Below are 24,661 nucleotides of genomic sequence, written 5' to 3' on the forward strand. Positions count from 1 at the left end.
TTCCGTCCGACCCGGGTCGACGGTGACCCCGCGCCCCGCCGGAGGATGGCCCGCCGTGGCCGTCGTGGCGGCCGGCACGTTCACGGTCATCACCTCCGAGATGATGCCGGTGGGGCTGCTGACCCCGATCGGCCACTCCCTCGGGGTCAGTGAGGGCACCGCGGGCCTGACGCTGACCGTCACCGGTCTCGTCGCCGCCGTGACCGCTCCGCTGGCACCGTTCGTGTTCGGCCGGGCCGACCGCCGCACGGTACTCGTGGCGCTCATGCTCCTGCTCGCCGCCGCCAACCTGCTCGCCGCCTGGGCGCCGACCTTCACCGCCATGGTCGCCGCCCGCGTCCTCGTCGGCCTGGGCATGGGCGGGGTCTGGGCGACCGCCGGGGCCCTGGCCCCCCGCCTGGTCGCCGAACGGTCCGTCGGTGCGGCCACCTCCCTGATCTTCAGCGGCGTCGCGGCCGCCTCGGTGATCGGTGTACCGCTGGGCGCCTACGTCCAGGCGTGGAGCGGCTGGCGCGAGTCCTTCGTCGCGATCGCGGGGCTGTCCCTGGCCGTGGCCGTGGCGATGGCCGTGCTCCTACCCCGGCTCACCACCGACCGTCCCGCCCGGCTGGGCGGGACGGCGCGGATCCTGGCCGAGCCGCGCGTGCTCACCGGACTCTTCCTCGCCGTCCTGCTGGTCACCGGCCACTTCGCCGCCTACACCTACGTGCGCCCGGTGCTGGAGGGGGCGGCCGGGATCGGTGCGGGCGCCGTCGGGGCGCTGCTGCTCGTCTACGGGGTGCTCGGCCTCGTCGGCAACTTCGCTGCGGGCCCGGGGGCGGTGCGCGCGCCGCGCACCACGCTCGCGGTGATCAGCGTCGGCCTGGGCGCCGCCGTTCTGGCGCTCCCGTCGCTCGGTTCCTCGTTCGCGGGGGCCGCGGTGCTCATGGCGCTGTGGGGCCTGGCCTACGGCGGGGTGTCGGTCAGCGCGCAGACCTGGATGATGCGGTCCGCTCCGGACGCCGCGGAGAGCGTCACCGCGCTGTTCGTCGGTGTCTTCAACGCCAGCATCGCCCTGGGCGCCCTCGTCGGCGGCCGGGTGATGGACGGGTTCGGCGGCGGGTCCGTCATGTGGGTGGCCGGCGGCCTGGCCGCCGGCGCGCTCCTGGCCGCCCTCCTCGGCCGGGCCCCGAGCCCCCGGAGGGCGGTTTGAGGTCCGCCGTCTTCGCCCGGAGGCCGCACACCGCGTCCTCGGGCCACGGAAAAGCTCCGGCGAACAGGGCTTGCGGTGGTGTCCGAGGGGGACGTGAACGTCGCGCTGCCCAACCCCGTGGAGAGGGAAGGTGTAGGCGGACACGGCGCTGAACAGGAATGGCCAGGAATCCGTTCCACCGGTGCGCGCGGATTGAGGCGGGATCTCCGTTGTCGGGAGGCAATCCGGTCGCACCCCGCCGTACTCCACGGGATAGGCCCCGCACCGGAGGTTCCGGGACGGGGCCCGACCTGCGCAAGCCCGACGGGACGGCTCTTCCGGTGAGGCGCGCCGCTACGGCCGTCGAGGCCGGGGCGCTGCCCGGGAATGGTCACCAACCGGCATTGTCGCTACCCTTGCCGTTGGTCTGCGGGGCATGATTCCCGATCGGCCGAGGGGTGCTCGCCGCGCTGCGTCATCGGTGACTCCACGTGAGGATCTCATCCACGTACGAGTAGAAAGGATCGGTGACGGCATGTTCCAATCTCCGAAAGACCATCTGCGGAACATTGATCATTCGGCCGCGAGAAGCGCGGAACATCTGGGCAACATCGACCGGTCGGCCGCGAGCGCCGCCCAGTCGGCGGCCCAGAACACGAAGCTTCTCAAGGGCGTCGCGTTCGCCAGCGGTGCCAGCATGGTCTTCAACGGCATCACCGCCGCGAACACCGCACGGGCGGCGAGGTCGCAGGAGCAGCAACTCGCACTCCAGCACGAGCAGCACGCGCTTCAGCAGGCCATGGCCGAACAGACCGCCCGGCACGAGTTCTCGATGTGGCGGCAGACGCCGGAGGGCGCGGCGTTCGTCGACTGGCAGCAACGCGCCGCCGTCCTCATCCCGTTCCTGCGCAACCGCGAACGCGTCTGGAACGCCGTGTGGGCGGACGCGATCAGGCGGGCGCAGGCTGAGACCCCCGCTGACGAGAGGAACCGCTTCACCAGCTACCCGGCGCGGTTGAAGCAGAACGGGCTCAAGCTCGCCTCGATCCTCAGCTTCGTCCTCTCCGGCCTGTTCGCCCTCATGATGCTCCTGCAGATCGTCGGCGGGGTGATCGCGGAGAACGCCGAGCAGGCCGGGAGCTCCGACCGGCTCACCTACGCGGAATGTCTGGAGATCCTCGAGGACCCGGACAACTTCATCATGAGCGAGGCCGACTGCGAGGCCATCAACCCCAACCCCGACCCCACCGGGTCGATCGTCCGACGAGCCGTACCGACGGTGCTGTTCGCCGGGCTGGGGATCACGTTCTTCGTCATGCGCAGGACCAGGCAGCGGGCGGCGCTGGCCGACCCGACCGTGGAGAACGAGGCCGCGGCGAGGACCGCCAGGTGGGGGTTCGACCCGTTGACGACACGGGGCGCGTGGTACCCGTGGCACGAATCGCAGGGGTTCGCCGGCTATCCCGACCGCGTCGAACACATGGTGCGCAGCGGTCCCTCCCAGCGCCCGCAGCCGTCACAGCTCGTTCCGCTGCAGGTGCCGACCCCCTGGCCGCCTTCCGAGAGGCTTCCCTCCGAGGTCAACGGTGTCCTGACCTCGTTCCAGCAGGAGAACGAGAGCTTCTCCCCCTGACGGTGAAGGGGTGGCGTCGTCCCGCGGGCCCGGAGCCTGTGGTGAACACGTGTCCCCCGGTCGGGGCCTCGTTCCTCAGGGGCCCCCACCGTCCTGGGTGGATCCGGGCATGAAAAAAGGCCCTGCGAACAGGGCCTTCGTTGGTGTCCGAGGGGGGACTTGAACCCCCACAGCCTTAACGGCCACTAGCACCTCAAGCTAGCGCGTCTACCTATTCCGCCACCCGGACCGGGTCGTGCTCGGCGCTTGCCGCGCCGGACAGGTCAACCATAGCAAAGGTCCGAGGTGTCCCGAACCAGTTTTCCGGCGGGGGGCGGGCGTGACATGGTCGGTGGGACACGCGGAAGCCCATGCCGCTGGACGGGAGTTGTGAGATGGCAGAGCCGGACAACGCGTTGAGCGCGGCCGAGGTCGAGGTCGTCGACCTGTGCAGGGAACTCATCGAGATCGACACCTCCAACTACGGCGACCACTCGGGGCCCGGTGAGCGCAAGGCCGCCGAGTACGTCGCGGGCAGGCTCGACGAGGTCGGCGTCGAGTCCCGGATCTACGAGAAGCACCCCGGCCGGAGCAACGTGGTGGCGCGGATCACGGGCGAGGACTCCACCCGTCCCCCGCTGCTCATCCACGGCCACCTGGACGTCGTCCCCGCGGCGCCGGACGACTGGACCCACCACCCCTTCGCCGGGGAGGTCGCCGACGACTGCGTCTGGGGTCGCGGCGCCGTCGACATGAAGAACATGAACGCCATGGTCCTGGCCATGCTCCGCCAGCGCCTGCGCGAGGGGCGCCGGCCCCCGCGCGACATCGTGCTGGCCTTCCTCGCCGACGAGGAGGCGGGCGGCACCTGGGGCGCCCAGTACCTCGTCGACGAGCACCCCGACCTGTTCGCCGACTGCGACGCCGCGATCAGCGAGGTCGGCGGCTTCTCGTTCACGGTCCGGGAGAACCGCCGCCTCTACCTGGTGGAGACCGCGGAGAAGGGCATCGCCTGGATGAAGCTGACCGCGCGCGGCACCGCCGGGCACGGTTCGATGGTCAACGCCGACAACGCGGTCACCGAACTGGCGGCGGCCGTCGCCCGGCTCGGCGAGCACGAGTTCCCCGTCCAGCTCACCCCCACCGTCCGGACCTTCCTGGAGGAGATCTGCGAGGAGTTCGGGATCGAGTTCGACGAGCGCGACGTGGACGCCACCGTCGCCCGGCTCGGCCCGATCGCCCGCATGATCGGCGCCACCCTGCGCAACACCCTCAATCCCACGGTGCTCGGCGGCGGGTACAAGGCCAACGTCATCCCCGGTGAGGCGACCGCGCAGGTGGACGGCCGCTTCCTGCCGGGGACGGAGGACGCGTACTTCGCGACGATCGACCGCCTCCTGGGGCCGAAGGTCAGCCGCGAGTTCATCCACCACCTCCCGGCGGTGGAGACCTCCTTCGACGGCGGTCTGGTCACCGCCATGCAGGAGTCCCTGCTGGCCGAGGACCCGGGGGCCAGGGCCGTGCCCTACTGCCTCTCCGGCGGCACCGACGCCAAGAGCTTCTCCCGCCTGGGCGTGCGCAACTACGGGTTCTCCCCGTTGCGGCTGCCTCCGGAGCTGGACTTCGCGGGGATGTTCCACGGTGTCGACGAGCGCGTGCCGATCGACGGCCTTCGGTTCGGTGTGCGCGTTCTGGACAGGTTCGTCGCCATGAGCTGACCCCGTCCGGGTTCGCGGCGCCCTTCCGGGGCGGGAGCGCCGAGAACTTCTCGGCGTGATCCGCGATCACGCTCACGTTCACCCAACGTGATGGTACGGTTGCTTTCAGTTCGACGGTGTCGAGGTTCCGCGCCCGCTCAGGGCGCGCCACGAACCCGGCACCGCCGTGCGACCGCGGTGGAACCGCCGCACGGGACCGTCCAGTGACAGTGAAGGGGGCATCCGATGGTGCTCGCGGGACGAGGGTGGTTGGTGTCGTCCAACCGCGCTGCCCGTGACTCCCAGGGTGCCTACATCCGACTGTTGCTCCTGTCCGGCATCGCCGCCGTCGCGTGGCTGGCCGGGGGGTTCGGTGTCGCACAGGCCGACACCGCCCCCGAGACCGGCGGCCTGGTCGGCCGTGTCATCGGAGCGGACGACGCCGTCCAGGACACCGTCCGGACCGGGGCCCCGCGCGAGCCCGTGCTCGCCGGTGCCGGAGACCGGGCCTCCTCGCTCACCGACACCGTCGTCCCCCAGACCGCGGCGCTTCCGGCGCACGCCCTGGACGGGACCGGTGTCACCGCGGCGCTCCACGAGACCGCCGCCCGTACGGCCACCACCCGCGTGGTCGACGACACCGCCCGGACCGTCGACGGCACCGCCCGCGGTGCCGGAGAGCTCGTCACCGGCGTCGCCCGCGCGGGCCGGGGCGTGGTGGAGACCACCGACGACTCCCTGCACGGAACCGGTCTGGTCGACACGGTCACCGAGGGCCTGACCGACGCGGGGCAGGGGGTCGGCGCCACCGTGCGCCGCACGGTCCCCGTCGACCTGCCGGCCCTCGACGCCGGCACCGAACCCTCCGTGGTTCCCGAGGTGCCCGGGACCGCTGTTCCGGACGCCGCGCGGGAACAGGAGGACGCTCCGGGATCCGCCGCCGGCACGGCCGCGGCGCCGCCCGCGACCGTCCGGAACGCGGCCTCGTTCGAGGCGGCCGCCGAGCAGGCCGCCGCCGCTGACGACGAGACCGCCGACCGCGTCCGCCTCATCGCGGGCGGTGCGCCGCACTCCGCCGGGACCGACGCGACCGGTGCGTCCGCGCCGTCGTTCCCCACGCCCGGTGCGGCCGGGTTCCTCATGGCCAGGGCCGTGCACACCGCGCCCCGGGCCCAGCGGGTCGCCCTTCCCGGCGACCCCACCCTGGTCGTCCGCGACGCCGCGGACGACCCCTCCTACTCCCCTGACTAGTAGCCGCGTCGTACGACCGCGGCCGGTCAGCGCGCCCAGCGCGCGATCTCCCCGCCTCTGCGGCGGGTAGCCACTCCTTCGGCTGATCCAGCCTGGAGTCACCGTCCGTGGTCACACGAGCCGCCAGAAGACTTCCTCGTTGACCCAAGGACATGTGATGACCCACACCGCAACGCCCCGCATCGCCGCCCTCCTGGCGGCCGGACTCCTCACCGCCGCCGGCGGTGCCGCCCACGCCGACACCGCGACCAGCGGCAACGGGTCGATCGGCGGCGGCAACCAGGTGGTCGTCGACGGCGACGTCCCCGTCAACGTCTGCGGCAACGCCGTCGCCGTGGTCGGCGTGGCCGGGGCACAGTGCACGGACGGCGCGGCCGTCGTCCACGACGGGCCCTCAGGGGAGCCCGGCTCCCCGGCGGATCCGGTCGACCGCCGCACCGACGACGGCTACGACGGCTACGACGGCTACGGCGAGGAGATCCCCGAGGAGAACCCCAGGGAGGACACCCCGGACGAGGGCGGCACCCCCGGGGAGACCGCCTCCCCCAGCCCTGAGGAGTCCCCCGCCCCCACCGAGGAGAACCGGGGCGAGGTTCCGGAGGAGGAGGGCGCGCCCCCGCAGGAGCGTCCGGGGGCGCCCGTCACCGAGCAGCCCTCCGCTCCCGCCGGGGACGACACCGAACTCGCCGTCACCGGCACCGACGGCACCGGCCTGCTCTGGATGGTCGCCGCCGCTCTGGCCACCGCCGCGGCCGGGGCCGGACTGATCCTCCTGGGCCTCCGTCGGCGCGCCCGCGCCTGATCGGCCACCCGGGCCGTCCGACGGCCCGGGGGTTGACGCGAGTCCCGCAGCACCGGCCGTGGCCGAGATCGCGGGGTTCACGTCAGCCGCCGCTCAACCAGAGCGGAGCTGATCGACGGAGCGCGCGCGTTCGCCCGCACCCAGCGGAGCCGGACCGCGGCGCGCTCTCCAGACCGGCAGACACGCACCGCCCAGGTGCGCGGCCGACCGGATGATCCCCGGCCTTGGTCGAAGGCCCGTGCCCCACCCAGGGGCATGGAACGGCCTGGGGCCCGAGCACGACACCTTCTCAACTCGTTTTCCGAAAGGACTTCCCACATGAGTAAGTGGGCTGGCACATCAGCGAAGGCCATGCTCCTGGCAGCCGGCTTCGTCGCCCTGGGGACGGGAGTGGCGTTCGCCGACGGCGACATCGCCACCTCCGGCAACGGCTCGATCGGCGGCGGCAACCAGCTGGTCGTCGACGGCGACGTGCCCATCAACGTCTGCGGCAACTCGGTCGGTGCGGTGCTGGGCGTCTCCGGCGCCTCCTGCACCGGTTCGACGGCGGCCGTGATCGACGAGGGCGACCGCGACATCGCGACCTCGGGCAACGGTTCGATCCTGGGCGGCAACCAGGCCGTCGTCGACGGCGACGTCCCGGTCAACGTGGCGGGCAACGCGATCGGTGCCGTGGGCGGCATGGCCGGGGCCCAGGCCACCGACGCCGACGCGATCGTGCACGAGGGGCACCGCCACCAGGGCCACGACGGCGGCCGCGACATCGCCTCCTCGGGCAACGGCTCGATCCTGGGCGGCAACCAGATCGTCGGCGACCTGGACGTGCCGGTGAACGTGTCCGGCAACGCGATCGGCGCCCTGGGCGGCGTCGCGGGCGCGGCGGCCACCGACGCCGACGCGATCGTGCACGAGGGGCACCGCCACGACGGCGTCGACGGCCTCAGCGACGACCTCGGTGACGGCTACCGCTCCTACCAGTCGGCTCCCGCCGAGTTCGGCACGATGGACCTGGTCGGCGAGGCCGCCGAGAACGTCCAGGTGCTGCCCGACACCTCCGGTGTGGACGCGGGCGTCCTCCGGCAGTCCGCCCCCGTCGAGCGCGAGCACATGGCGCACTCGGACATCGCCACCTCCGGCAACGGATCCCTGGTCGGCGGCAACCAGCTGGTGGCCGACCTGGACGTGCCGGTGAACTTCTCCGGTAACGCGATCGGTGCCGTGGGCGGCGTCGCGGGCGCGGCGGCCACCGACACCGAGGCGGTCGTGCACGACAGCCACGACGTGGCCTCCTCCGGCAACGGCTCGGTGCTCGGCGGCAACCAGGCCGTCGTCGACGGCGACGTGCCGGTGAACATCACGGGCAACGCGGTCGGCGCCGTGCTCGGCACCGCCGGGGCGAGCTCCACCGGTGACAGCGCCGAGGTCCACCACATGAGCGCCCCGGTCGAGCACCAGTCGGGTGCCCTGGACGCCGCCCCCGTCCTGAACGAGCTGCCCGAGGTGCCCGTCTCGGAGATGGTGCCCGTCCAGTACGGCCTGAGCGAGACCACGACCCAGGCCGTCCGGGAGCACGCTCCCGAGCACGCCGACGAGCTGCCCGAGGCCTCGGCCATGCAGGCCGCCGACCCGGTCGGCCAGCTGCTCGGGGTCGCCGGAGTGGGCCTGTAACGACCCAGCGGTTCCGCCCCGGGGCGGTGGGCCGGACGGCCGGAGGAGTGCGGTGTCTCGTTCCGTAATGGATCGCGGTGGACTGCGAGACGCCGAACACCACCGGACGGCGGTACACGCCCGTGGGGAGGTCCCGTGCACGGCGCTTCGGCGCAGCGGATACCGTCCGTGCCGGTGAGTCGCCTCCGCACTCCCGTTCCGTAATGGATCGCGGTGGACTGCGGGAGCGTGGGGGTGATCGCCACCGGCCCAGGACGTGAGCCGAGTCCTCCCGGGAATATCCGGGAGGACTCGCCGCATTCTGGGGGGCGTGGAACACCGACTCTCCGGGTGTGACCGATGTCACGTTGAAACTGAATTCCGGGTGCTCCCCGGAGCCGGTGGGCGATCGTGGGAGACGGTCGCCACGGCCACGCGCGGACGCCATGGAGCGGTACCGGGTCGGACAACGCTTATTCTGCGGGTGCCGGTGGTTGTGAGCCCGGCACCCGGACGCGGGAGGGATCCCGGACCGGGGCCGCTCACCCATCGACGGGGGAGGGCCTGGCATTCGGTTACTGTCGGTTCCCAGGGAACCGCGGGAACACGGTCGGACAGATCACGTAGGGCTAGACGTAGGGGAACAGCGTGCCACCCACGAAGGGCAGCGCCGGCAAGAACGGCTCGAAGGACAGCGGACGGCAGGGAGCGGGGACCGCTCTGGTCATCGTCGAGTCGCCCGCCAAGGCGAAGACCATCGCCGGCTATCTGGGGCGCGGCTACGTCGTGGAGTCCAGCATCGGCCACATCCGTGATCTGCCCGAGAAGGCCGCCGAGATCCCCGCCAAGTACAAGGGGCAGCCGTGGGCGCGGCTCGGTGTGGACGTCGACGGCGACTTCGAGCCGCTCTACGTCGTCAACGCCGACAAGAAGTCGCACGTCAAGAAGCTCAAGGAGCTCATGGCGGAGGCCGACGAACTCCTGCTCGCCACAGATGAGGACCGCGAGGGCGAGGCGATCGCCTGGCACCTGCGCGAGGAGCTCAAGCCCAAGATCCCCGTCCGCCGCATGGTCTTCAACGAGATCACCAAGGACGCCATCCAGCGCGCCGCCAACAACACGCGTGACCTGAACACGCGGCTGGTCAGCGCGCAGGAGACGCGCCGCATCCTGGACCGTCTCTACGGCTACGAGGTCTCCCCCGTGCTGTGGAAGAAGGTCATGCCCAAGCTCTCCGCCGGGCGGGTGCAGTCGGTCGCCACGCGCCTGGTGGTCGAGCGCGAACGCGAGCGGATGGCCTTCACCTCCGCCGAGTACTGGGGCATCAAGGCGGTCTTCGACGCCACCGGGGCGGGCGCCCCCGAGGGTCCCGCCGCGTTCCCCGCCGCGCTGGTCAGCGTGGACGGCACCCGCGTGGCCCTCGGCCGCGACTTCACCTCCCAGGGCACCCTGCGCTCCGACCGCCCCGTCCGCCACCTGGACGAGGCCGCCGCGCGCGGACTCGCCGAGCGGCTGACCGGTGCCGGGTTCGCGGTCCGGTCGGTCGAGCGCAAGCCCTACCGCCGCTCCCCGTACGCGCCGTTCCGCACCACGACCCTCCAGCAGGAGGCGTCCCGCAAGCTCGGCCTGTCCGCGAAGCAGACCATGCAGGTCGCCCAGCGGCTGTACGAGAACGGCCACATCACCTACATGCGTACCGACAGCACCACGCTGTCGGAGAGCGCGCTGAACGCCGCGCGTTCGCAGGCCCGCCGCCTGTACGGCGCCGACCACGTGCCCGACAAGCCGCGCGTGTACGCCAGCAAGGTCAAGAACGCGCAGGAGGCGCACGAGGCCATCCGCCCGGCGGGTGACGAGTTCCGCATCCCCTCCCAGACCGGCCTGTCCGGCCCGGAGCTGCGCCTCTACGAACTGATCTGGAAGCGCACCGTCGCCTCCCAGATGAAGGACGCGGTCGGCGAGTCCGTCACCGTCCGGATCGAGGGCACCTCCGCCAGCGGCGAGGTCGCCGAGTTCAGCGCCACCGGCAAGATCATCACCTTCCACGGGTTCCTCAAGGCCTACGTCGAGGGCTCCGACGACCCGGCGGCCGACCTCGACGACCGCGAGCGGCGCCTCCCGGCGATGTCCGAGGGCGACCCGCTCAAGGCCCAGACGCTGGAGGCCGAGGGGCACAGCACCCGCCCGCCCGCCCGCTACACCGAGGCCACCCTGGTCAAGGAGCTGGAGGAGCGGGAGATCGGGCGCCCGTCCACCTACGCCTCGATCATCGGCACCATCCTGGACCGCGGCTACGTGTTCAAGAAGGGAACGGCCCTCGTGCCGTCCTTCCTGGCCTTCGCGGTGGTCCAGCTGTTGGAGCGGCACTTCGGGAACCTGGTGGACTACGAGTTCACCGCCCGCATGGAGGAGGTGCTCGACGACATCGCCCGCGGTGAGACGGAGAGCCTTCCGTGGCTGCGCCGCTTCTACTTCGGCGGCGAGGACCCCCAGGGCCACCAGGAGACCGGTCTCAAGGAACTGGTGGGCGACCACCTGGCCGAGATCGACCCCAAGGAGGTCTCCTCGCTGCCGCTGCCCGGTACGGACATCGTCCTGCGGGTGGGGCGGTACGGCCCCTACCTGGACCGGAACGGGGAGCGCGCCAACGTCCCCGAGGACCTGGCACCCGACGAGCTGACCGGGGAGAAGGCCGAGGAGCTGCTCGCCCAGCCCAGCGGTGACCGGGACCTCGGCACCGACCCGGAGACCGGCCGCGCGATCGTGGCCAAGTCCGGGCGGTTCGGCCCCTACGTCACCGAGGTCATCGGGGAGCCCGCCGAGGAGAACGGCAAGGGGAAGGCCAAGGCCAAGGCCAAGCCGCGCACGAGCTCCCTGCTCAAGTCGATGGACCTGGACACCGTCACCCTGGAGGACGCGCTGCGGCTGCTGGCGCTGCCCCGCGTCGTCGGCGAGCTCGACGGCGAGGAGGTCACCGCGCAGAACGGGCGCTACGGCCCGTATCTGAAGAGGGGCACCGACAGCCGCTCACTGGAGGCCGAGGAGCAGATCTTCACGGTCACCCTGGACGAGGCCAGGGCGCTCTTCGCCCAGCCCAAGCAGCGCGGCCGCCGCGCCGCCGCGCCGCCCCTGCGCGAGCTGGGACAGGACCCGGCCTCGGGCGCCACGATGGTGATCAAGGACGGGCGGTTCGGCCCCTACGTCACGGACGGGGAGGTGAACGCCTCCCTGCGCAAGGGCGACGAGGTCGGGACGATCACCGACGAGCGCGCCGCCGAGCTGCTCGCCGAGCGCCGGGCCAAGGCTCCGGCCAAGAAGAAGCCCGCGGCGAAGAAGCCCGCGGCCAAGAAGTCGACCACCGCCAAGAAGTCGACGACGGCCAGGTCCGGCGCCACGACGACGAAGAAGGCGTCGACCACGCGCAAGGCCGCGGCCGCCAAGGGCACCGCCGCGAAGAAGGACGGCACGCCGAGGAAGTCCGCGACCGAGGAGTCCTGACACGCGCCCGCCACCCGGGCCCTCCCGCGGGAGGGCCCGGGTGGACCGTTTCCGGCGGGGGCGGTGACCCGGTAGGAACACCCCCTGTCCGGGAGTGATGTTCCGTACTAGTCTGTGTGTGACGGAGGGGAACACGTGAAACGTGTGTGACCTCCGGCTCCATCTCTCGAATCACCACGCGACGGGCCGTCGACCCGTCGGTCCCTATCCCCCTCACCGATAATCTTGAGCGCTATGAGCAGATCTGCACCCCTGGGAGCGCCGTCCGAGGCGCGCCACGTTCTCGCGATCTCACCCTTCAGAAGGCTGTGGATCTCGCTTTCCCTCTCCAGCCTGGGCGACTGGCTCAGCCTGCTGGCCCTGATGTCGCTGGCGGCGATCTTCACCGCCGACAGCTCCCAGCTCGTCCAGTACCTCGCGGTCAGCGGCGTGGTGGTGATCAAACTCGCCCCGTCGATCCTGTTCAGCCCCCTGGCCGGGGTGGTCGCCGACCGCCTCGACCGGCGCTGGACGATGGTCGTCGGCGACCTGCTGCGCGGTCTGCTGTACGTCTCCATCCCGCTCGTCGGGCTGTTCGTTCCCGGTTTCGCCCTGGAGTGGCTGCTCATCGCCAACCTCCTGGCCGAGATCGTCGCCCTGTTCTGGGCCCCGGCCAAGGACGCCACCGTCCCCAACCTGGTGCCCAAGAAGTTCCTGGAGCAGGCCAACCAGCTCAGCCTGCTCACCACCTACGGCACCGCGCCCGTGGCGGCCCTGGTGTTCGCCGCGCTCGCCTCGGTCAGCAACGTGCTCGGCGCGCTGCTGCCCTCGATGGCCAGCCCCGAGGCGGACATCGCCCTGTACCTCAACGGCGTCACGTTCTTCGTCGCCGCGATCGTGGTCGTCGGGCTGCCCATCCCCAAGCACAGGGCGGCGGCCGACGGCGGGGACGCGACCGCCGACAGCGGCATCCTGCGCGCCGTGTGGACGGGGTGGCGCTACGTCGGCGGGACCCCGCTCGTGCGCGGCCTGGTGCTGGGCATGCTCGGCGCCTTCGCCGCGGGCGGCGCCGTCATCGGCGTCGGCCGTATCCACGTCGAGTCCCTGGGCGCGGGCAACGCCGGTTTCGGCATGGTCTTCGCGGCCGTCTTCGCCGGGATGGCGCTGGGCATGCTCGCCGGTCCGCGCGTGCTCAAGAAGTTCAGCCGCCGCCGTCTGTTCGGGCTGAGCATCGTCGTCGCGGGCGTGGCCCTGCTGTTCGCCGGTGCGGTCGCCGACATGGTGCTCACCGCCGTGCTCACGGCCTTCCTCGGCATGGGCGCGGGGATCGCGTGGGTCATCGGCCTGACGATGCTCGGCCACGAGGTCGAGGACGAGTACCGGGGGCGGACCTTCGCCTTCCTGCACGGCGCGGCCCGGATCGTGCTGGTCGGTGCCACCGCCCTCGCGCCGATCGCCGCCGGTCTCATCGGCGACTACGCGCTGCCGATCGGCTCGCTCACCTACGACCTGCGCGGCAGCGGCGTGGTCCTCATGGTCTCCGGTCTGCTGGCCGTGGTCGTGGCGCTCGTGTGCTACCGACAGATGAACCGGGGCGTGCCCGACGCCGGTCCGGGCCTGGTCCCCGAGCTGGTCGCCGCCCTGCGCGGTGTCGACCCGAAGGGGGACGGGGACGAGGAGGAGACGGGCCACGGCGGCGCGTTCATCGTCGTCGAGGGCGGCGAGGGCGCGGGCAAGTCCACCCAGGTCCGCGAACTCACCGTGTGGCTGCGCGACCAGGGCTTCGAGGTCGTGGGCACCCGGCAGCCGGGGGCGACCAAGCTCGGCATGCGCCTGCGCGGTCTGCTCCTGGACAAGGAGAACTCGCACATCACGCCCCGGGCCGAGGTGCTGCTGTACGCGGCCGACAAGGCCGACCACGTCGAACGGGAGATCCTGCCCGCCCTCGAACGCGGCGCCGTGGTGATCAGCGACCGCTACGTGGACTCGCTGCTCGCCTACCAGGGGGCCGGGCGCGACCTGTCGGCGGAGGAGATCGGCGACATCAGCGACTGGGCCACCCAGGGGCTGGTCCCGGATCTGACCGTGCTGCTCGACGTCCGTCCCGAGGACGGGCTGTCCCGCCTCGGCGGTCCCGCCGACCGCATCGAGTCCGAGTCGGCGGAGTTCCACGAGCGGGTCCGGCAGGGTTTCCTGGGCCTGGCCAAGGCGAATCCGGACCGCTACCTGGTGTTGGACGCCCGGGAACCGCAGGAGAAGGTCGGCCGCGAGATCCGCCGCCGGGTCCGTGCGCTGCTGCCCGACCCGGTGCCGAGCGGCTCGGAGGCCGTGACCGGGATGATCCCGGTCATCAGGGACGAGTGACCCGTCCGAGCACGGGAGGGCGGCGCCCCCGACACGAGACGTGGCGGGGGCGCCGTCGTGTGATGGGTCCGAAGCGCCGGGTCTTCCGGCGGCTTCCCCGGCACGGCGGCGCGGGAACGGTTCGGCCGCCGCCGAAACGTCCGGCTCCTAGGGTCGTGGTCCATGGACACCGACACCGACACCGACACCAACACCGCGCACGCGGGTGACCGGCCCCTGGACCCGAGCGGCGGCCACCTGGTCATCGAACCCAGCATCCTCTACTTCGGCACCCCGGTGGTGCTGCTGTCCACCGAGAACGGGGACGGCTCGCCCAACCTCGCCCCGATCTCCTCGGCCTGGGCCCTGGGCCCTGGGCCGCGTGCTCGTCCTCGGACTGGGTTCTGAGGGGCAGAGCGCCCGCAACCTCACCGAACGCCCCGAACTCGTGGTCAACCTGCCCGCCGCCCACCAGTGGCGGGCCGTGGAGCGGCTCGCCCCGCTCACGGGACGCAGCCCGGTCCCCGGCTCGAAGCCGCCCGGCTGCCGCTTCGAGCCGGACAAGTTCGCCGCCGCCGGGCTCACCCCCCACCCCTCCGAACTGGTGCGCCCGCCCAGGGTGGCGGGCTGCCCCCTCCAACTGGAGGCCAGGGCCGTCCGGGTGCTCCCCGACACGTCGGGGGCCCACGTCATCGTCGAGACGGACGTGATCCGGGTGCACGCCGACGAGCGTGTGGTCGTCCCCGGCACGGACCACGTCGACCCGGCGGCCTGGAACCCGTTGATCTACAGCTTCCGCCACTACTTCGGTCTCGGCCCCGAACTGGGCCACTCCCACCGCACGCAGACGCCCCCGGCGCGAAGCGGGCCTGTGGACAACTCCCCTCGCGTCGGTGTCGGCTCCTATCCTGGAACCGGGCACCAGAGCGGTTCCGGAAGCAGGAGCGCGCAGCCGGGTGTCCGTGGCGGGTGACGGGAGGAAAAGGGTGACGGTCTTCGACGACCTCGTCGGCCAGGGCGCCGCGGTCGGCCAGCTGGAACGCGCCGTCGCGGCGGCCGGCGACCTGGTCGCGGGCGGCTCCGGCGGGGGGATGACCCACGCGTGGCTGTTCACGGGCCCGCCCGGGTCGGGCCGCTCGGAGGCGGCGCGCGCCTTCGCCGCGGCGCTCCAGTGCCGCGACGGCGGCTGTGGACACTGCGACTCCTGCCACCAGGTGCTCGCCGGGACCCACCCCGACGTGCTGTACGTGCGGCCGAGCGGGCTGAGCTACGGTGTCGCCGACACCCGTGACCTGGTCCTGCGCGCCGGTTCCAAACCCTCCGGTGGGCGGTTCCGCGTCGTCCTGTTCGAGGACGCCGACCGGGCCACCGAGGCCGCCTCCAACGCCCTGCTCAAGGCGGTCGAGGAACCCTCGCCCCGGACCGTGTGGCTCCTGTGCACCCCCACACCCGACGACCTGCTCGTCACCATCCGGTCCCGCTGCCGACTGGTCACCCTGACCACGCCGAACACGCGGGAGGTGGCCGAGGCTCTGGTCCGCCGCGAGGGCGTCGACCCGGAGACCGCCCGGGCCGCCGCGCGGGCGGCCGCCGGACGGCTCGACCGGGCCCGGCAGCTGGCCACCGACCCGGAGGCGCGCAGGCGGCGGGAGGAGGTGCTGGCCATCCCGACCCGGCTCGACGGGCTCGGCGCGTGCGTCACGGCCGCCGCCCGCCTCTACGAGATCGCGGAGGAGGAGTCCAAGGCCCTCACCACCGCCCTCGACGAGCGGGAGCGGGGTGAGCTGAAGGCGGCCTTCGGCGAGGGCTCCACCGGCAAGGGGGTGGCCAAGGCGGTCCGGGGCGCCGCGGGCGCGCTCAAGGATCTGGAGGACCGGCAGAAGCGGCGCGCCACCCGGATCAAACGCGACTCCTACGACCGCGCGCTGCTCGACCTGGCGGCGTTCTACCGCGACGTGCTCACCCTCCAGCTGGGCGCGGGGGTGGAGCTGTCCACCGGAGACCGCTCCGGGGACCTGGAGCGCGTGGCGCGGTCCAGCACGCCCGAGGCCACGCTCCGCAGGATCGACGCCATCATGGGCTGCCGTGACCGGATCGCCGCCAACGTGCACCCGCAGATCGCCATGGAGGCCATGACCTCGGCGCTGCTCAGCGGTTGACCGCTCCCGGCGCCCCCGGGAGTATCCCGCCCCGGATGTTCGTTGCGGGTCGTGGGGGCGGTGGGCGCAGACCCGGAGGCGCGCACGCCGGCGGGTCCGGCACAATGGTGCGGCGCCGACGGCGCGCGCCGGCCACGGTCGGCCGACACGGAGAGGGCGGACAACGGGTGGGCACGATCAATCGGGGGCCGCTGGCGGCCACGCTCGCGGGAGCGGTGCTGTTGGCGGCCGGCTGCAGCTTCGGCGGTGCCGACGATGCCGGGGGGAGCCCCGAGGAGGCCGGTGCCGCCGGCGCCCTGGCGGACTTCACCGGCCAGGAGCTCGACTGGCACGGCTGCGAGTCCGGTCTGGAGGGCACCGAGTGCGCGGTCTTCGAGGTGCCCCTGGACTACGACGACCCCGGCGGTGAGCGGATCGAGATCGCGGTCAAGCGCCTGTCCGCCGAGGGTGACGACGTCATCGGCTCGCTGGTGGTCAACCCCGGCGGCCCCGGGGGGTCGGGGTTCGACTACGTCGACCAGGCCGCCTACACGATCAGCGACGACGTGCGCGAGCGCTTCGACGTGGTCGGGTTCGACCCGCGCGGGGTGGGGCGGAGTACACCGCTCACCTGTCTGGACGCCGTCGAGCTCGACGAGTTCCTCGGTACGGACGTGGACTCCGAGGACGGAGACGCGGACCTGGCGGAGGTCACCGAGGAGGGCATGGCGGAGCTGGCGGAGAGCAGCCGCGAGTTCGTCGAGGCCTGCGAGGCCAACGCACCCGACCTCATGCGGCACATGGGCACCGCCGACGTCGCGCGTGACATGGACGTCCTGCGCGCGCTGCTGGGCGACGACCGGTTGACCTACCTCGGCGCCTCCTACGGCACGCACATCGGTGCCCAGTACGCCGACCAGTTCCCCGACCGGGTCCGCGCGCTCGTCCTGGACGGGGCGGTCGACCCGAGCCAGGACCAGCTCGACCTCAGCGTGGCGCAGGCGACCGGTTTCGAGACCGCGCTGCGGGCGTTCGTCGAGGACTGCGTGGGGCGGGACGACTGCCCGCTGGGGGGTCCCGGCGACAGCGTGGACGAGGGCATCGCGGTGCTGAACGACTTCCTGGAGGACGTGGCCGCCGACCCCCTCCCCAACGCCCTCGACGACCGCGAGGTCAACCGCACGCGCGCGGAGCTCGGTGTGCTCGCGGCGCTGTACACCGACGCCTGGTGGCCGCGGGTGCGTGAGGCGCTCACCGAGGCCATGGAGAACGGTGAGGGCACGGCCCTGATCCTGCTCGCGGACGACCTGTACAGCCGGTCCGAGCCCGAGGACTACGAGAACTCCACGGCGGCGCTCATCGCGGTCAACTGCTCGGACTCGCCGAGCCCGCGCGACGTCGCGGCCTACGCGCAGGCCGCGGCCGAGGCGGAGGAGGAGTCGCCGAACTTCGGCCCGGGGCTCGCCTGGGGCGCGCTGCCGTGCGCCTACTGGCCGGAGGAGGCGGTGGCCCCCGGCGGCCCGCTCGACGGCGAGGGCGCCGACCCGATCATGGTGGTGGGAACCACGCGCGACTCGGCCACGCCCTACGCCTGGGCGGAGGCGCTCGCCGGGCAGCTCGACTCCGGCTTCCTGGTCACCCGGGACGGCGACGGCCACACCGGTTACCGGATGGGGGACGGGTGCGTGGACGCGATGGTGGACGAGTACCTCATCGAGCTGACCGTCCCCGAGGACGGGATGGCGTGCGCGTGAGGGAACCGACACGGTGAACGTGTACGAATCACCTCGGTGGAGGCGCTAGACTGGTGACCGCTTCGCCGCGTTGAACGCGCTGCGCGGCGCCGCCTTAGCTCAGTCGGCAGAGCGATTCACTCGTAATGAATAGGTCGTCGGTTCGATTCCGACAGGCGGCTCCACCCCTTCGGGCCCGTCCGGTTCTTCCGGGCGGGCCCGAGGTGTTTCCGGCGAGGCCGGTCAATGGATGCTTACCGTACGTTGTGTCAGCTCGTGCCTGGTATGACCGGAATGCGGGTAGATGCGCACTATGAGTCTGGTGTTCATGGTGCTCCTCCTCGTGGGAGTCGTCCTCGTCCTCGGCGGGGGCTCCTACGCGGTGCGGCGTGTCATCGCCTCGCTGGAGGAGCGCCTCGCGGCCGGGCGGACCCCGGCGGCCGAGCCGCCCGAGCCGTTCCAGCAGCAGGTCGGCGGGTACGTCCCCGGGCCGCGGAGCCCCGACGACCTGCCGCCGTCACTCCGTGCCCGGGTGCGCAACCTCGTGTCGCTGGACCGCGCCGAGGAGGCGGTGCGGATCGTGAGCGAGCGGATCGACGTCGACGAGGAGCGGGCCCGCGGGATCGTCGCCGAACTCGGGGACGGCACCGGCCCCGGACACGCGCTGGAACCCTAGGTCGTGCCGGTCACCCCAGGTGGTTCGCCGTTCGGGCGTCGGCGTGACGCTGCGGGACGAGTCGAGCCGCGAGCGGGCAACGGGCCAGGAGCGGGGCCGCGCCGTGGGCGCCGGTCGAGGGCGGTGGAGGGCAACGGGCGCCCGGGAGGACGAGGATGAGGCGTCCCCGCCTTCCCGGGCGCCCGAACGCGGGCCGAGGCGAAGCGAAGGCCCGCGGCGCACACCGCTAGGGCCAGGTGCCGTCCACGACCGTCCCGTGGCCCGGCTTGGTCCGGTCCAACCACTCCTGGCGGCTGCGCGCGAACCCGAGGGCCCAGTGCACCTGCCGCTCGTGCAACTCCACGAGGCTGAGTCCGGCCACGTCCGGGTGCCGCGCCCCGATCTCCTCCGCCACGGCCACAGCAGCCAGGGCGTCCGCAGCGGCGGTGTGCGCCTCGGTCAGGTCGACCCCGTAGTACTCGCTCATCGCGCTCAGGTTGCGTTTGCCGCGCCGGTAGGGCTCCACCCCGCGGTCGATCACCAACGGGTCCACGATCGGTGCCACGGCGCAGCCGAGGCGATCCGGGAGCGGCGCCAGGCCGTGCCGCTCCAGCTCCCGTGTGAGCACCCTCAGGTCGTAGGGGGCGTTGAACACCACCAACCCCTGGCCCGCCGCCAGGTGCGCGGTGAGGGCGCCGGCGATCTCCTCCAGGCACTCGACGGCGGGGCGCCCCTCGGCGCGCGCCCGTTCGGTGCTGATCCCGTGGATGGCGACCGCGTCCTCGGGGATCTCGCGGGGACCGGGGTCCACCAGCCACGTCGTCGACTTGCCGTCCCTGTCGACGAGCGCGGCCGAGACCACGAACGCGTCCTCGGGATCGCGGGAGGAGGTCTCGGAGTCGAATCCGAGCAGGGGGGTGGTGTGCCACCCCGGGTGGTCGCCGCGCGCGGGCGGCACGGGGCGCGGCTCGTGCTCGGCGCAGTACGTGCGCCAGCGGCCGCCGTCCTTGACGACGACGCCGTCACCAGCGGCGACGGGGACCGAACAGGTCGTGCAGGTCCCTGGGTAGCGGTTGCGCATGGGGTCCCTCTCCGGCCGGATGAACGGCACCGCCGCGAACAGCGGTGATGGGGCACATCGTAGAACGCGCCGGGGACAGGACGGGCGGGAACGCGAACGGTGGGGGAGGGGCGCTGGTGTGCGGGGGCCGAGTTCTGGGGAAGGGAGGGACATGAGTCTGCAAGAGGCATCACGCCAGTTGGAAGCCGCGATCCACGACGCACGCGTGTCCTTCGACTGCATCCTCCTGGAGGAGCTGGAGCGGGCGCACACGAACGCGATCACCGCCCGTGCCGCGGTCGACGCGGCCGAACTCGCCATCCGGGTGGAACTGGAGAAACGCGCGGAGGAGAAGGCGGAGGAGGCGGGCGGGGCCGCCGACTGACGGGGCCGTCGGCGCCGTACACCGCGCCGGGGTTGATCGAACGGGTTTTCGAACAGCGGGTATGCTGGCGGGTATGCCCGATCAGTCGCTGACGCCGGACTGGCCCGCGAGTGTGCACCCACCCGGGTCGGACTCCTTCGAGCAGACGGCCCTGGTGTGGCTGTTCGACCACGTCCCGGCCGACTACCGGCTGCACGGAGTGCTGCGCCGACATCCGGTCGCCCTCTCCCGCCTGGCCCACCAGTACGTGTCCGCCGCCCTGGAGGCCGCCCGCGAGGGGTACCGCACAGCCCGGGTGGACCTGCGCGCGCACCTGCCGCCCCACGCGCTGGACCAGGTGATGAACGCCTACCTGGAGGAGGGGCGGCGCACCGCGGCCGTCCTCCGCTCGATCGAGGCGGTGGACGCCGCGCTCCGCGCGGCCGCCGCGGAGCGCGGCACCGATGCGTGACGCCGACGCCCGGCCCGGCTCAGGCGGTCACCCGGATCACCACGGCGACCTCGTCACCGGTGTTCACCAGGTGCTGGGTCGTCGGGCGCTCTCCGGCGGAGTGCTGGGCCGATCCCACGACCCGGGCGCGCCCCGGGGTCAGCTCGGCCGCCGACAGCATCTCCCCTCCGGCTCCCGACGCGATCAGGTGCGCCCGACCGCCGACCAGGAACAGGACCTCCAGAGAGTGCCGCCGTCCCGGGCGCGCGGCCGGTTCCGGGACGAAGGTGTTGGGTTCGAGCGCCACCGCGGTCACCCGGAGCCGCCCGCTCACGTGGCGGCGGGCCGCCCGCGGGGCGGGCTGCCACCGGCCCCGGCGGGAGGGCCAGAGCGTCGGTCGGCGCATCGCGTCGGCGGCCCCGCGCGCGGCCGCGACCAGGCGGCCGATCGTCGGCAGACGGCGTTCGTTCAGGTGGGCGTAGCCGGAGCGGCGGCCGGCGTCGACCACGTCGCCGATCCCCTCCGGGGAGACCCGGGCGGGGCCGGGGCCGGTCACGGCCGTACCCTCGGGCACGGAGCCGGAGCGGAGGGTGGTGGAAGCCTGCTGGAGCATCGTGGGAAGATCCTTCACGTGCGCGCGCTCCGACGGCGGGAGCGCGCTGATGTCGTCGGTGGGCCCCGGAAGGTCGGGGCGGCGGGGGTGAGCGCCGGGCGCGCGGAGGCGGAGGCGGGACACCCCGGGAGGGCGCGGGCCGCCGTCAGTTCACACGGGAACGCGGACGGGGCGCTCGCGGCCCGGTGCGGTCGGGCACGGGCGTGCGGACACGCCTGGCGGAGCGACTCAGCGACGACAACACGGACACGCCTCGACGGCCAGGTGGCAGGGGGCCCCGGGGGCCGTGCGAGCCATGGCGTCGGCGGACGTGTACGGATGCATGGTTCCAAGGAGACCAGCAAAGCCCGGGGGGAGTCAAGCGATCGTGGGCGAACGCGCGTGTCGATCGTCTCACCCGGTCACCGCCCCGGGCGTGTTGCGGGTGGCGTCGCATGGTGGTGACATGTGGAAACCGTGGACGGCGTGTGAGCGACGCCGGTGCGGGACGCTCCCCCTCCCCCAGCCGCAGTGTCAGGAGTGGCCGTGAAGGCATCCGTCCCCCGGGAGCCCAGGTGAGACCGGGCACCCCGGGTCTGTGGGCGCGTGTCCTCGTGCGCGCGCTCGTCGTCGCGGCCGCCGGGGTGATGGCGCTCGGTTTCCTCGGCCCGGGGGCGGCGGTGCTGGTCGCGGGCCTCACCGTGCTCACGTACGTGCTCCTGTGGCTGCGCGCGCACGGGCTGACCCGAGCCCTCCGGCAGTCCGCGGCCGTGCCGCACGGGGGGCCCGGCCCCGACGGGGAGGACGCCCCGGCCGACGGCGGCACCGGGGGTGGCGGCTGAGCCCGGGGGCGCGGAACGGGGGTCTTTGCGCAAAGAGGAGAAGGGCGTGTCGCGCGCGGCGTAGATTCTAGGTCTATGACGGACCGGGATCTTCTCCGCGCCCTGCGCTCCACCAGTACCTCGGAGGCGGACGCCTACGCGTACCTGCTCGACGCGTACGGGGACGAGCTGTACCAGAGCTGCATCCTGGTCCTACGCGACCGCGACACCGCGCACGTCGTACTCCGGGACACGCTGATCGTCGCGCACGCGCACATCGGCCACCTCCGGGACACCGACCGCCTGCGGGAGTGGCTGCACGCCCTGGCCGAGGTCGAGTGCGCCCGGCACGCGCGCGGGGGCGCCCGCCCGGAGTCCGCCGAGCCCTGGCGGATGCCCGAGCGCACCGAGCTGGTGCGGGCACGGGTGCTCAACGGGATGACGGGGCCCGCGCTCGACGGCTACCGCGCGCACGTCACCGCCCGTGCCGACCACTTCGGCCGGGACGGCTTCCCACTGCCCCCGGCCACCCGGTTCCTGGCACGCGGGATGGTCTCCCAGCTGCCGGTCCTGCTGCTCCTGCTGGCCGCGCTGCTGGCGATCGTGTTCACCGGGTGCCTGGTCGCCGGGGGATGGGGGATGGTGCAGCCCCTGCTGCCCCGTTGACGGAGTCCGCCCGGGACCTGCCCGGGGACCGCTCGGGACGGACCGGCCCCGGACACGATGACGGCCCGGCGGGGGAGTCGCTCCCCGGTCGGGCCGTCGTCGGAACGCCGAGTGGAACCGGCGGTTACTTCTCCTCGCTGGTGGAGATGTGCGAGCGGTCGCCGTGCACGCCCGCCTCCTCGGCGCGCTTGACCGAGGCGATGATCTCCTGCTCGGCCTCGTGGCGGCCGACCCAGGTGGCGCCCTCGACGGACTTGCCCGGCTCCAGGTCCTTGTAGACCTCGAAGAAGTGCTGGATCTCCAGGCGCTCGAACTCGTTCACGTGGTGAATGTCACGCAGGTGCTCCTGGCGCGGGTCCGTCGCCGGGACGCAGAGCAGCTTGTCGTCGCCGCCCGCCTCGTCGCGCATCCGGAACATGCCGATCGCGCGCGCACGGATGAGGCAGCCCGGGAACGTCGGGGCCTTGAGCAGGACCAGGGCGTCCAGGGGGTCGCCGTCCTCGCCGAGTGTCCCCTCGACGAAACCGTAGTCGGCGGGGTAGGTGGTGGAGGTGAACAGCATGCGGTCGAGACGGATACGACCGGTCTCGTGGTCCACCTCGTACTTGTTGCGCTCCCCCTTGGGGATCTCGATCGTAACGTCGAATTCCATGCTGATCTCGGCTCCCATTGCGACTAATGTCGCCATATAACTACAACGTCTGGCCGCGACACCGAAGGAGGGCAGGTGCCCAGGGTGCGACGGGTACGAGGCGAGGCCCTCCTCGCACTGGCCCTGCTCAACATATTCGTGCTGGTCGCCGGACTGGTCGCCCTCGACGTCATCGAGGCGCGGCCCGTTCCGGCGGAGCCCGCCCCGGTCACGGACGCGGAGGGCGTGGCTGCGGTTGAACCCGCGACCTCGGCTCCGGCCAACCCGGGCAGGGTCGCGGACGTTCTCGATGATCCCATGTCCGACTCCGGGCTGGAGGAGGGCCTCTCCGGTTTCGTCGTCGACGCGGCCACCGGGGAGACGCTCTTCGAGCTGGCCCCGGACACCCCGGTCACCCCGGCCTCGACCACGAAGATCGCCACGGCGGTCACGGTCCTCGCCGCCGTCGGACCCGACCACGTGCTCCACACCGAGGTGTACCTCGACCCGGACCGGGGCCGTGTGGTGCTGCGGGGAGCGGGTGACGTGACCCTGACCGAACGCGCCGACTCCGCAGCTTACCCGCAGGTAGCGACCCTGTCGGAGCTCGCCGACCGGACCGCGGAGGCCCTCGCCGAGCTGGGGGTCGAGACGGTCTCCGTCGGGTACGACGACTCCTACTTCACGGGGCCCCTCCTCGGCCCCGGCTGGAAGCCCAACTACGTCACCGAGGGCAGCACCTCGCCCGCCCACGCCCTGATGGTCGACAGCGGCTGGGACGACGAGAACGCCGACGGCGTGATCGACGCCACCGAGGGCCGGGCCTACGACCCGCCCCTGTACGCCGCCGAGGCCTTCGCCCGCCAGTTGGAGCGCGCGGGAGTGCCGGTCGAGGGAGACCCGACCGAGAGCGGGGCGGCCGGCGACGTCGTGGCCAGCGTCGCGTCGGCGCCCGTGTCGGCCCTGGTGGAGCACATGCTGCTGGCGAGCGACAACAACATGGCCGAGGCGCTGGGCCGGGTCGCGGCCGATGCGATGGGCGAGCAGACCTCCTTCGCGGGCGCGGCCGCCGCCACCCACCAGGTGATGGCGGACCTGGGCGTGCAGAACGTGGAGCTGTCCGACAACAGCGGACTGAGCACGGAGAACCGCATCTCCCCGCGCGCCCTGGTCGAGCTGCTCCGGATCGCCTCCGACCCCGGCAACCCCGAGCTGAACGCGGCGCTGACCGGGCTGCCCACCGCGAACTCCACCGGCACGCTGGCCAAGAACGGGCGCTACGGCGAGTACGCGACCACCCACGACGCCGCCGGTCTGGTCCGGGGCAAGACCGGCACGCTCAACGGGGTGAGCACCCTGGCCGGTACCGTCCGCGACCAGGACGGCCACACCTTCCTCTTCGCGTTCATGGCCAACACGCCGGCCGCCAGCGGGTCCCGGCTCGACACCCTCGCCGCCGCCCTGGCCGGCTGCGGCTGCACCTGAGCGGTGCCTCTGGGGCCGCCGCTGCGCTTCGGCCCGTGTTCGGGCGCCCTCAGGGCCGGGGTTCC

General features: G+C 72.7%; 21 protein-coding genes and 2 tRNA genes. 19 read left to right on the forward strand and 4 right to left on the reverse strand.

Going from position 1 to position 24,661, the window contains the following annotated elements; all coding sequences use genetic code 11:
* Positions 1-55 precede the first annotated feature (55 nt).
* Positions 56-1,192 (forward strand): MFS transporter, encoded by a 1,137-nt coding sequence (locus ACTVAJ_RS12115; RefSeq protein WP_470388225.1) that lies wholly within the window; start codon positions 56-58, stop codon positions 1,190-1,192.
* Positions 1,193-1,706: 514 nt separating this feature from the next.
* Positions 1,707-2,804 carry a hypothetical protein gene (locus ACTVAJ_RS12120; protein WP_470388226.1) on the forward strand — a complete coding sequence of 366 codons (1,098 nt, stop codon included), beginning with the start codon at positions 1,707-1,709 and terminating at the stop codon, positions 2,802-2,804.
* Positions 2,805-2,945: 141 nt separating this feature from the next.
* Here ACTVAJ_RS12120 and ACTVAJ_RS12125 read toward each other — a convergent pair.
* Positions 2,946-3,033 (reverse strand) — tRNA-Leu (locus ACTVAJ_RS12125).
* A gap of 145 nt (positions 3,034-3,178) precedes the next feature.
* On the opposite strand from ACTVAJ_RS12125, the gene ACTVAJ_RS12130 reads away from it, so the two are divergent.
* The 12 genes from ACTVAJ_RS12130 to ACTVAJ_RS12185 all read left to right on the forward strand — a co-directional run bounded on the left by ACTVAJ_RS12130 (position 3,179) and on the right by ACTVAJ_RS12185 (position 18,547).
* Positions 3,179-4,501: a M20/M25/M40 family metallo-hydrolase gene (locus tag ACTVAJ_RS12130; protein ID WP_470388227.1), complete on the forward strand. Its 1,323-nt coding sequence runs from the start codon at positions 3,179-3,181 to the stop codon at positions 4,499-4,501.
* Between the two features lie 225 nt (positions 4,502-4,726).
* The gene (locus ACTVAJ_RS12135) at positions 4,727-5,731 is read left to right on the forward strand and encodes a hypothetical protein (RefSeq protein WP_470388228.1); all 1,005 of its coding nucleotides are present in this window, start codon (positions 4,727-4,729) and stop codon (positions 5,729-5,731) included.
* A 157-nt stretch (positions 5,732-5,888) separates the two neighbouring features.
* Positions 5,889-6,533 (forward strand): chaplin family protein, encoded by a 645-nt coding sequence (locus tag ACTVAJ_RS12140; protein WP_470388229.1) that lies wholly within the window; start codon positions 5,889-5,891, stop codon positions 6,531-6,533.
* A gap of 318 nt (positions 6,534-6,851) precedes the next feature.
* Positions 6,852-8,201 carry a hypothetical protein gene (locus tag ACTVAJ_RS12145; RefSeq protein ID WP_470388230.1) on the forward strand — a complete coding sequence of 450 codons (1,350 nt, stop codon included), beginning with the start codon at positions 6,852-6,854 and terminating at the stop codon, positions 8,199-8,201.
* 627 nt (positions 8,202-8,828) lie between these two features.
* Complete coding sequence (gene topA / locus ACTVAJ_RS12150) at positions 8,829-11,678, forward strand: type I DNA topoisomerase (protein WP_470388231.1); 2,850 nt, start codon at positions 8,829-8,831, stop codon at positions 11,676-11,678.
* Between the two features lie 234 nt (positions 11,679-11,912).
* On the forward strand, positions 11,913-14,021 hold the full coding sequence (gene tmk, locus ACTVAJ_RS12155) for a dTMP kinase (protein WP_470388232.1): 2,109 nt from the start codon (positions 11,913-11,915) through the stop codon (positions 14,019-14,021).
* Between the two features lie 162 nt (positions 14,022-14,183).
* The gene (locus ACTVAJ_RS12160; protein WP_470388233.1) at positions 14,184-14,408 is read left to right on the forward strand and encodes a hypothetical protein; all 225 of its coding nucleotides are present in this window, start codon (positions 14,184-14,186) and stop codon (positions 14,406-14,408) included.
* On the forward strand, positions 14,383-14,973 hold the full coding sequence (locus ACTVAJ_RS12165) for a flavin reductase family protein (protein ID WP_470388234.1): 591 nt from the start codon (positions 14,383-14,385) through the stop codon (positions 14,971-14,973). The genes ACTVAJ_RS12160 and ACTVAJ_RS12165 overlap by 26 nt, the downstream gene beginning before the upstream one ends.
* Positions 14,974-14,986: 13 nt before the next feature.
* A complete protein-coding gene (locus ACTVAJ_RS12170; protein WP_470388235.1) occupies positions 14,987-16,159 on the forward strand; it encodes a DNA polymerase III subunit delta' in 1,173 nt (390 codons plus the stop codon).
* Positions 16,160-16,326: 167 nt separating this feature from the next.
* On the forward strand, positions 16,327-17,892 hold the full coding sequence (locus ACTVAJ_RS12175) for an alpha/beta hydrolase (RefSeq protein WP_470388236.1): 1,566 nt from the start codon (positions 16,327-16,329) through the stop codon (positions 17,890-17,892).
* 88 nt (positions 17,893-17,980) lie between these two features.
* Positions 17,981-18,056, forward strand: a tRNA-Thr gene (locus ACTVAJ_RS12180).
* Between the two features lie 119 nt (positions 18,057-18,175).
* A complete protein-coding gene (locus tag ACTVAJ_RS12185) occupies positions 18,176-18,547 on the forward strand; it encodes a hypothetical protein (protein WP_470388237.1) in 372 nt (123 codons plus the stop codon).
* Positions 18,548-18,773: 226 nt separating this feature from the next.
* On the opposite strand, the gene ACTVAJ_RS12190 is transcribed toward ACTVAJ_RS12185, so the two are convergent.
* Positions 18,774-19,607 carry an exonuclease domain-containing protein gene (locus tag ACTVAJ_RS12190; protein WP_470388238.1) on the reverse strand — a complete coding sequence of 278 codons (834 nt, stop codon included), beginning with the start codon at positions 19,605-19,607 and terminating at the stop codon, positions 18,774-18,776.
* A 151-nt stretch (positions 19,608-19,758) separates the two neighbouring features.
* Here ACTVAJ_RS12190 and ACTVAJ_RS12195 point away from each other — a divergent pair, with 151 nt between their 5' ends.
* Together ACTVAJ_RS12195 and ACTVAJ_RS12200 are read left to right on the forward strand one after the other, a co-directional pair.
* The gene (locus ACTVAJ_RS12195; RefSeq protein ID WP_470388239.1) at positions 19,759-19,971 is read left to right on the forward strand and encodes a hypothetical protein; all 213 of its coding nucleotides are present in this window, start codon (positions 19,759-19,761) and stop codon (positions 19,969-19,971) included.
* Positions 19,972-20,032: 61 nt separating this feature from the next.
* Positions 20,033-20,422, forward strand: coding sequence for a hypothetical protein (locus ACTVAJ_RS12200; RefSeq protein WP_470388240.1), 390 nt, complete (start codon positions 20,033-20,035; stop codon positions 20,420-20,422).
* A gap of 19 nt (positions 20,423-20,441) precedes the next feature.
* On the opposite strand, the gene ACTVAJ_RS12205 is transcribed toward ACTVAJ_RS12200, so the two are convergent.
* Positions 20,442-21,014, reverse strand: coding sequence for a hypothetical protein (locus ACTVAJ_RS12205; protein ID WP_470388241.1), 573 nt, complete (start codon positions 21,012-21,014; stop codon positions 20,442-20,444).
* Between the two features lie 554 nt (positions 21,015-21,568).
* Between ACTVAJ_RS12205 and ACTVAJ_RS12210 the strand changes: the two genes are divergently transcribed.
* Both ACTVAJ_RS12210 and ACTVAJ_RS12215 read left to right on the forward strand, forming a co-directional pair.
* Positions 21,569-21,835 (forward strand): hypothetical protein, encoded by a 267-nt coding sequence (locus ACTVAJ_RS12210; protein WP_470388242.1) that lies wholly within the window; start codon positions 21,569-21,571, stop codon positions 21,833-21,835.
* A gap of 75 nt (positions 21,836-21,910) precedes the next feature.
* Positions 21,911-22,480: an RNA polymerase sigma factor gene (locus ACTVAJ_RS12215; RefSeq protein WP_470388243.1), complete on the forward strand. Its 570-nt coding sequence runs from the start codon at positions 21,911-21,913 to the stop codon at positions 22,478-22,480.
* Positions 22,481-22,604: 124 nt separating this feature from the next.
* On the opposite strand, the gene ACTVAJ_RS12220 is transcribed toward ACTVAJ_RS12215, so the two are convergent.
* Complete coding sequence (locus ACTVAJ_RS12220; protein ID WP_470388244.1) at positions 22,605-23,132, reverse strand: inorganic diphosphatase; 528 nt, start codon at positions 23,130-23,132, stop codon at positions 22,605-22,607.
* A 75-nt stretch (positions 23,133-23,207) separates the two neighbouring features.
* Between ACTVAJ_RS12220 and dacB the strand changes: the two genes are divergently transcribed.
* Positions 23,208-24,596: a D-alanyl-D-alanine carboxypeptidase/D-alanyl-D-alanine endopeptidase gene (gene dacB, locus ACTVAJ_RS12225; RefSeq protein ID WP_470388245.1), complete on the forward strand. Its 1,389-nt coding sequence runs from the start codon at positions 23,208-23,210 to the stop codon at positions 24,594-24,596.
* Positions 24,597-24,661: the final 65 nt, after the last annotated feature.

The organism is Nocardiopsis sp. KDC1DS13DA1 (assembly GCF_055632325.1).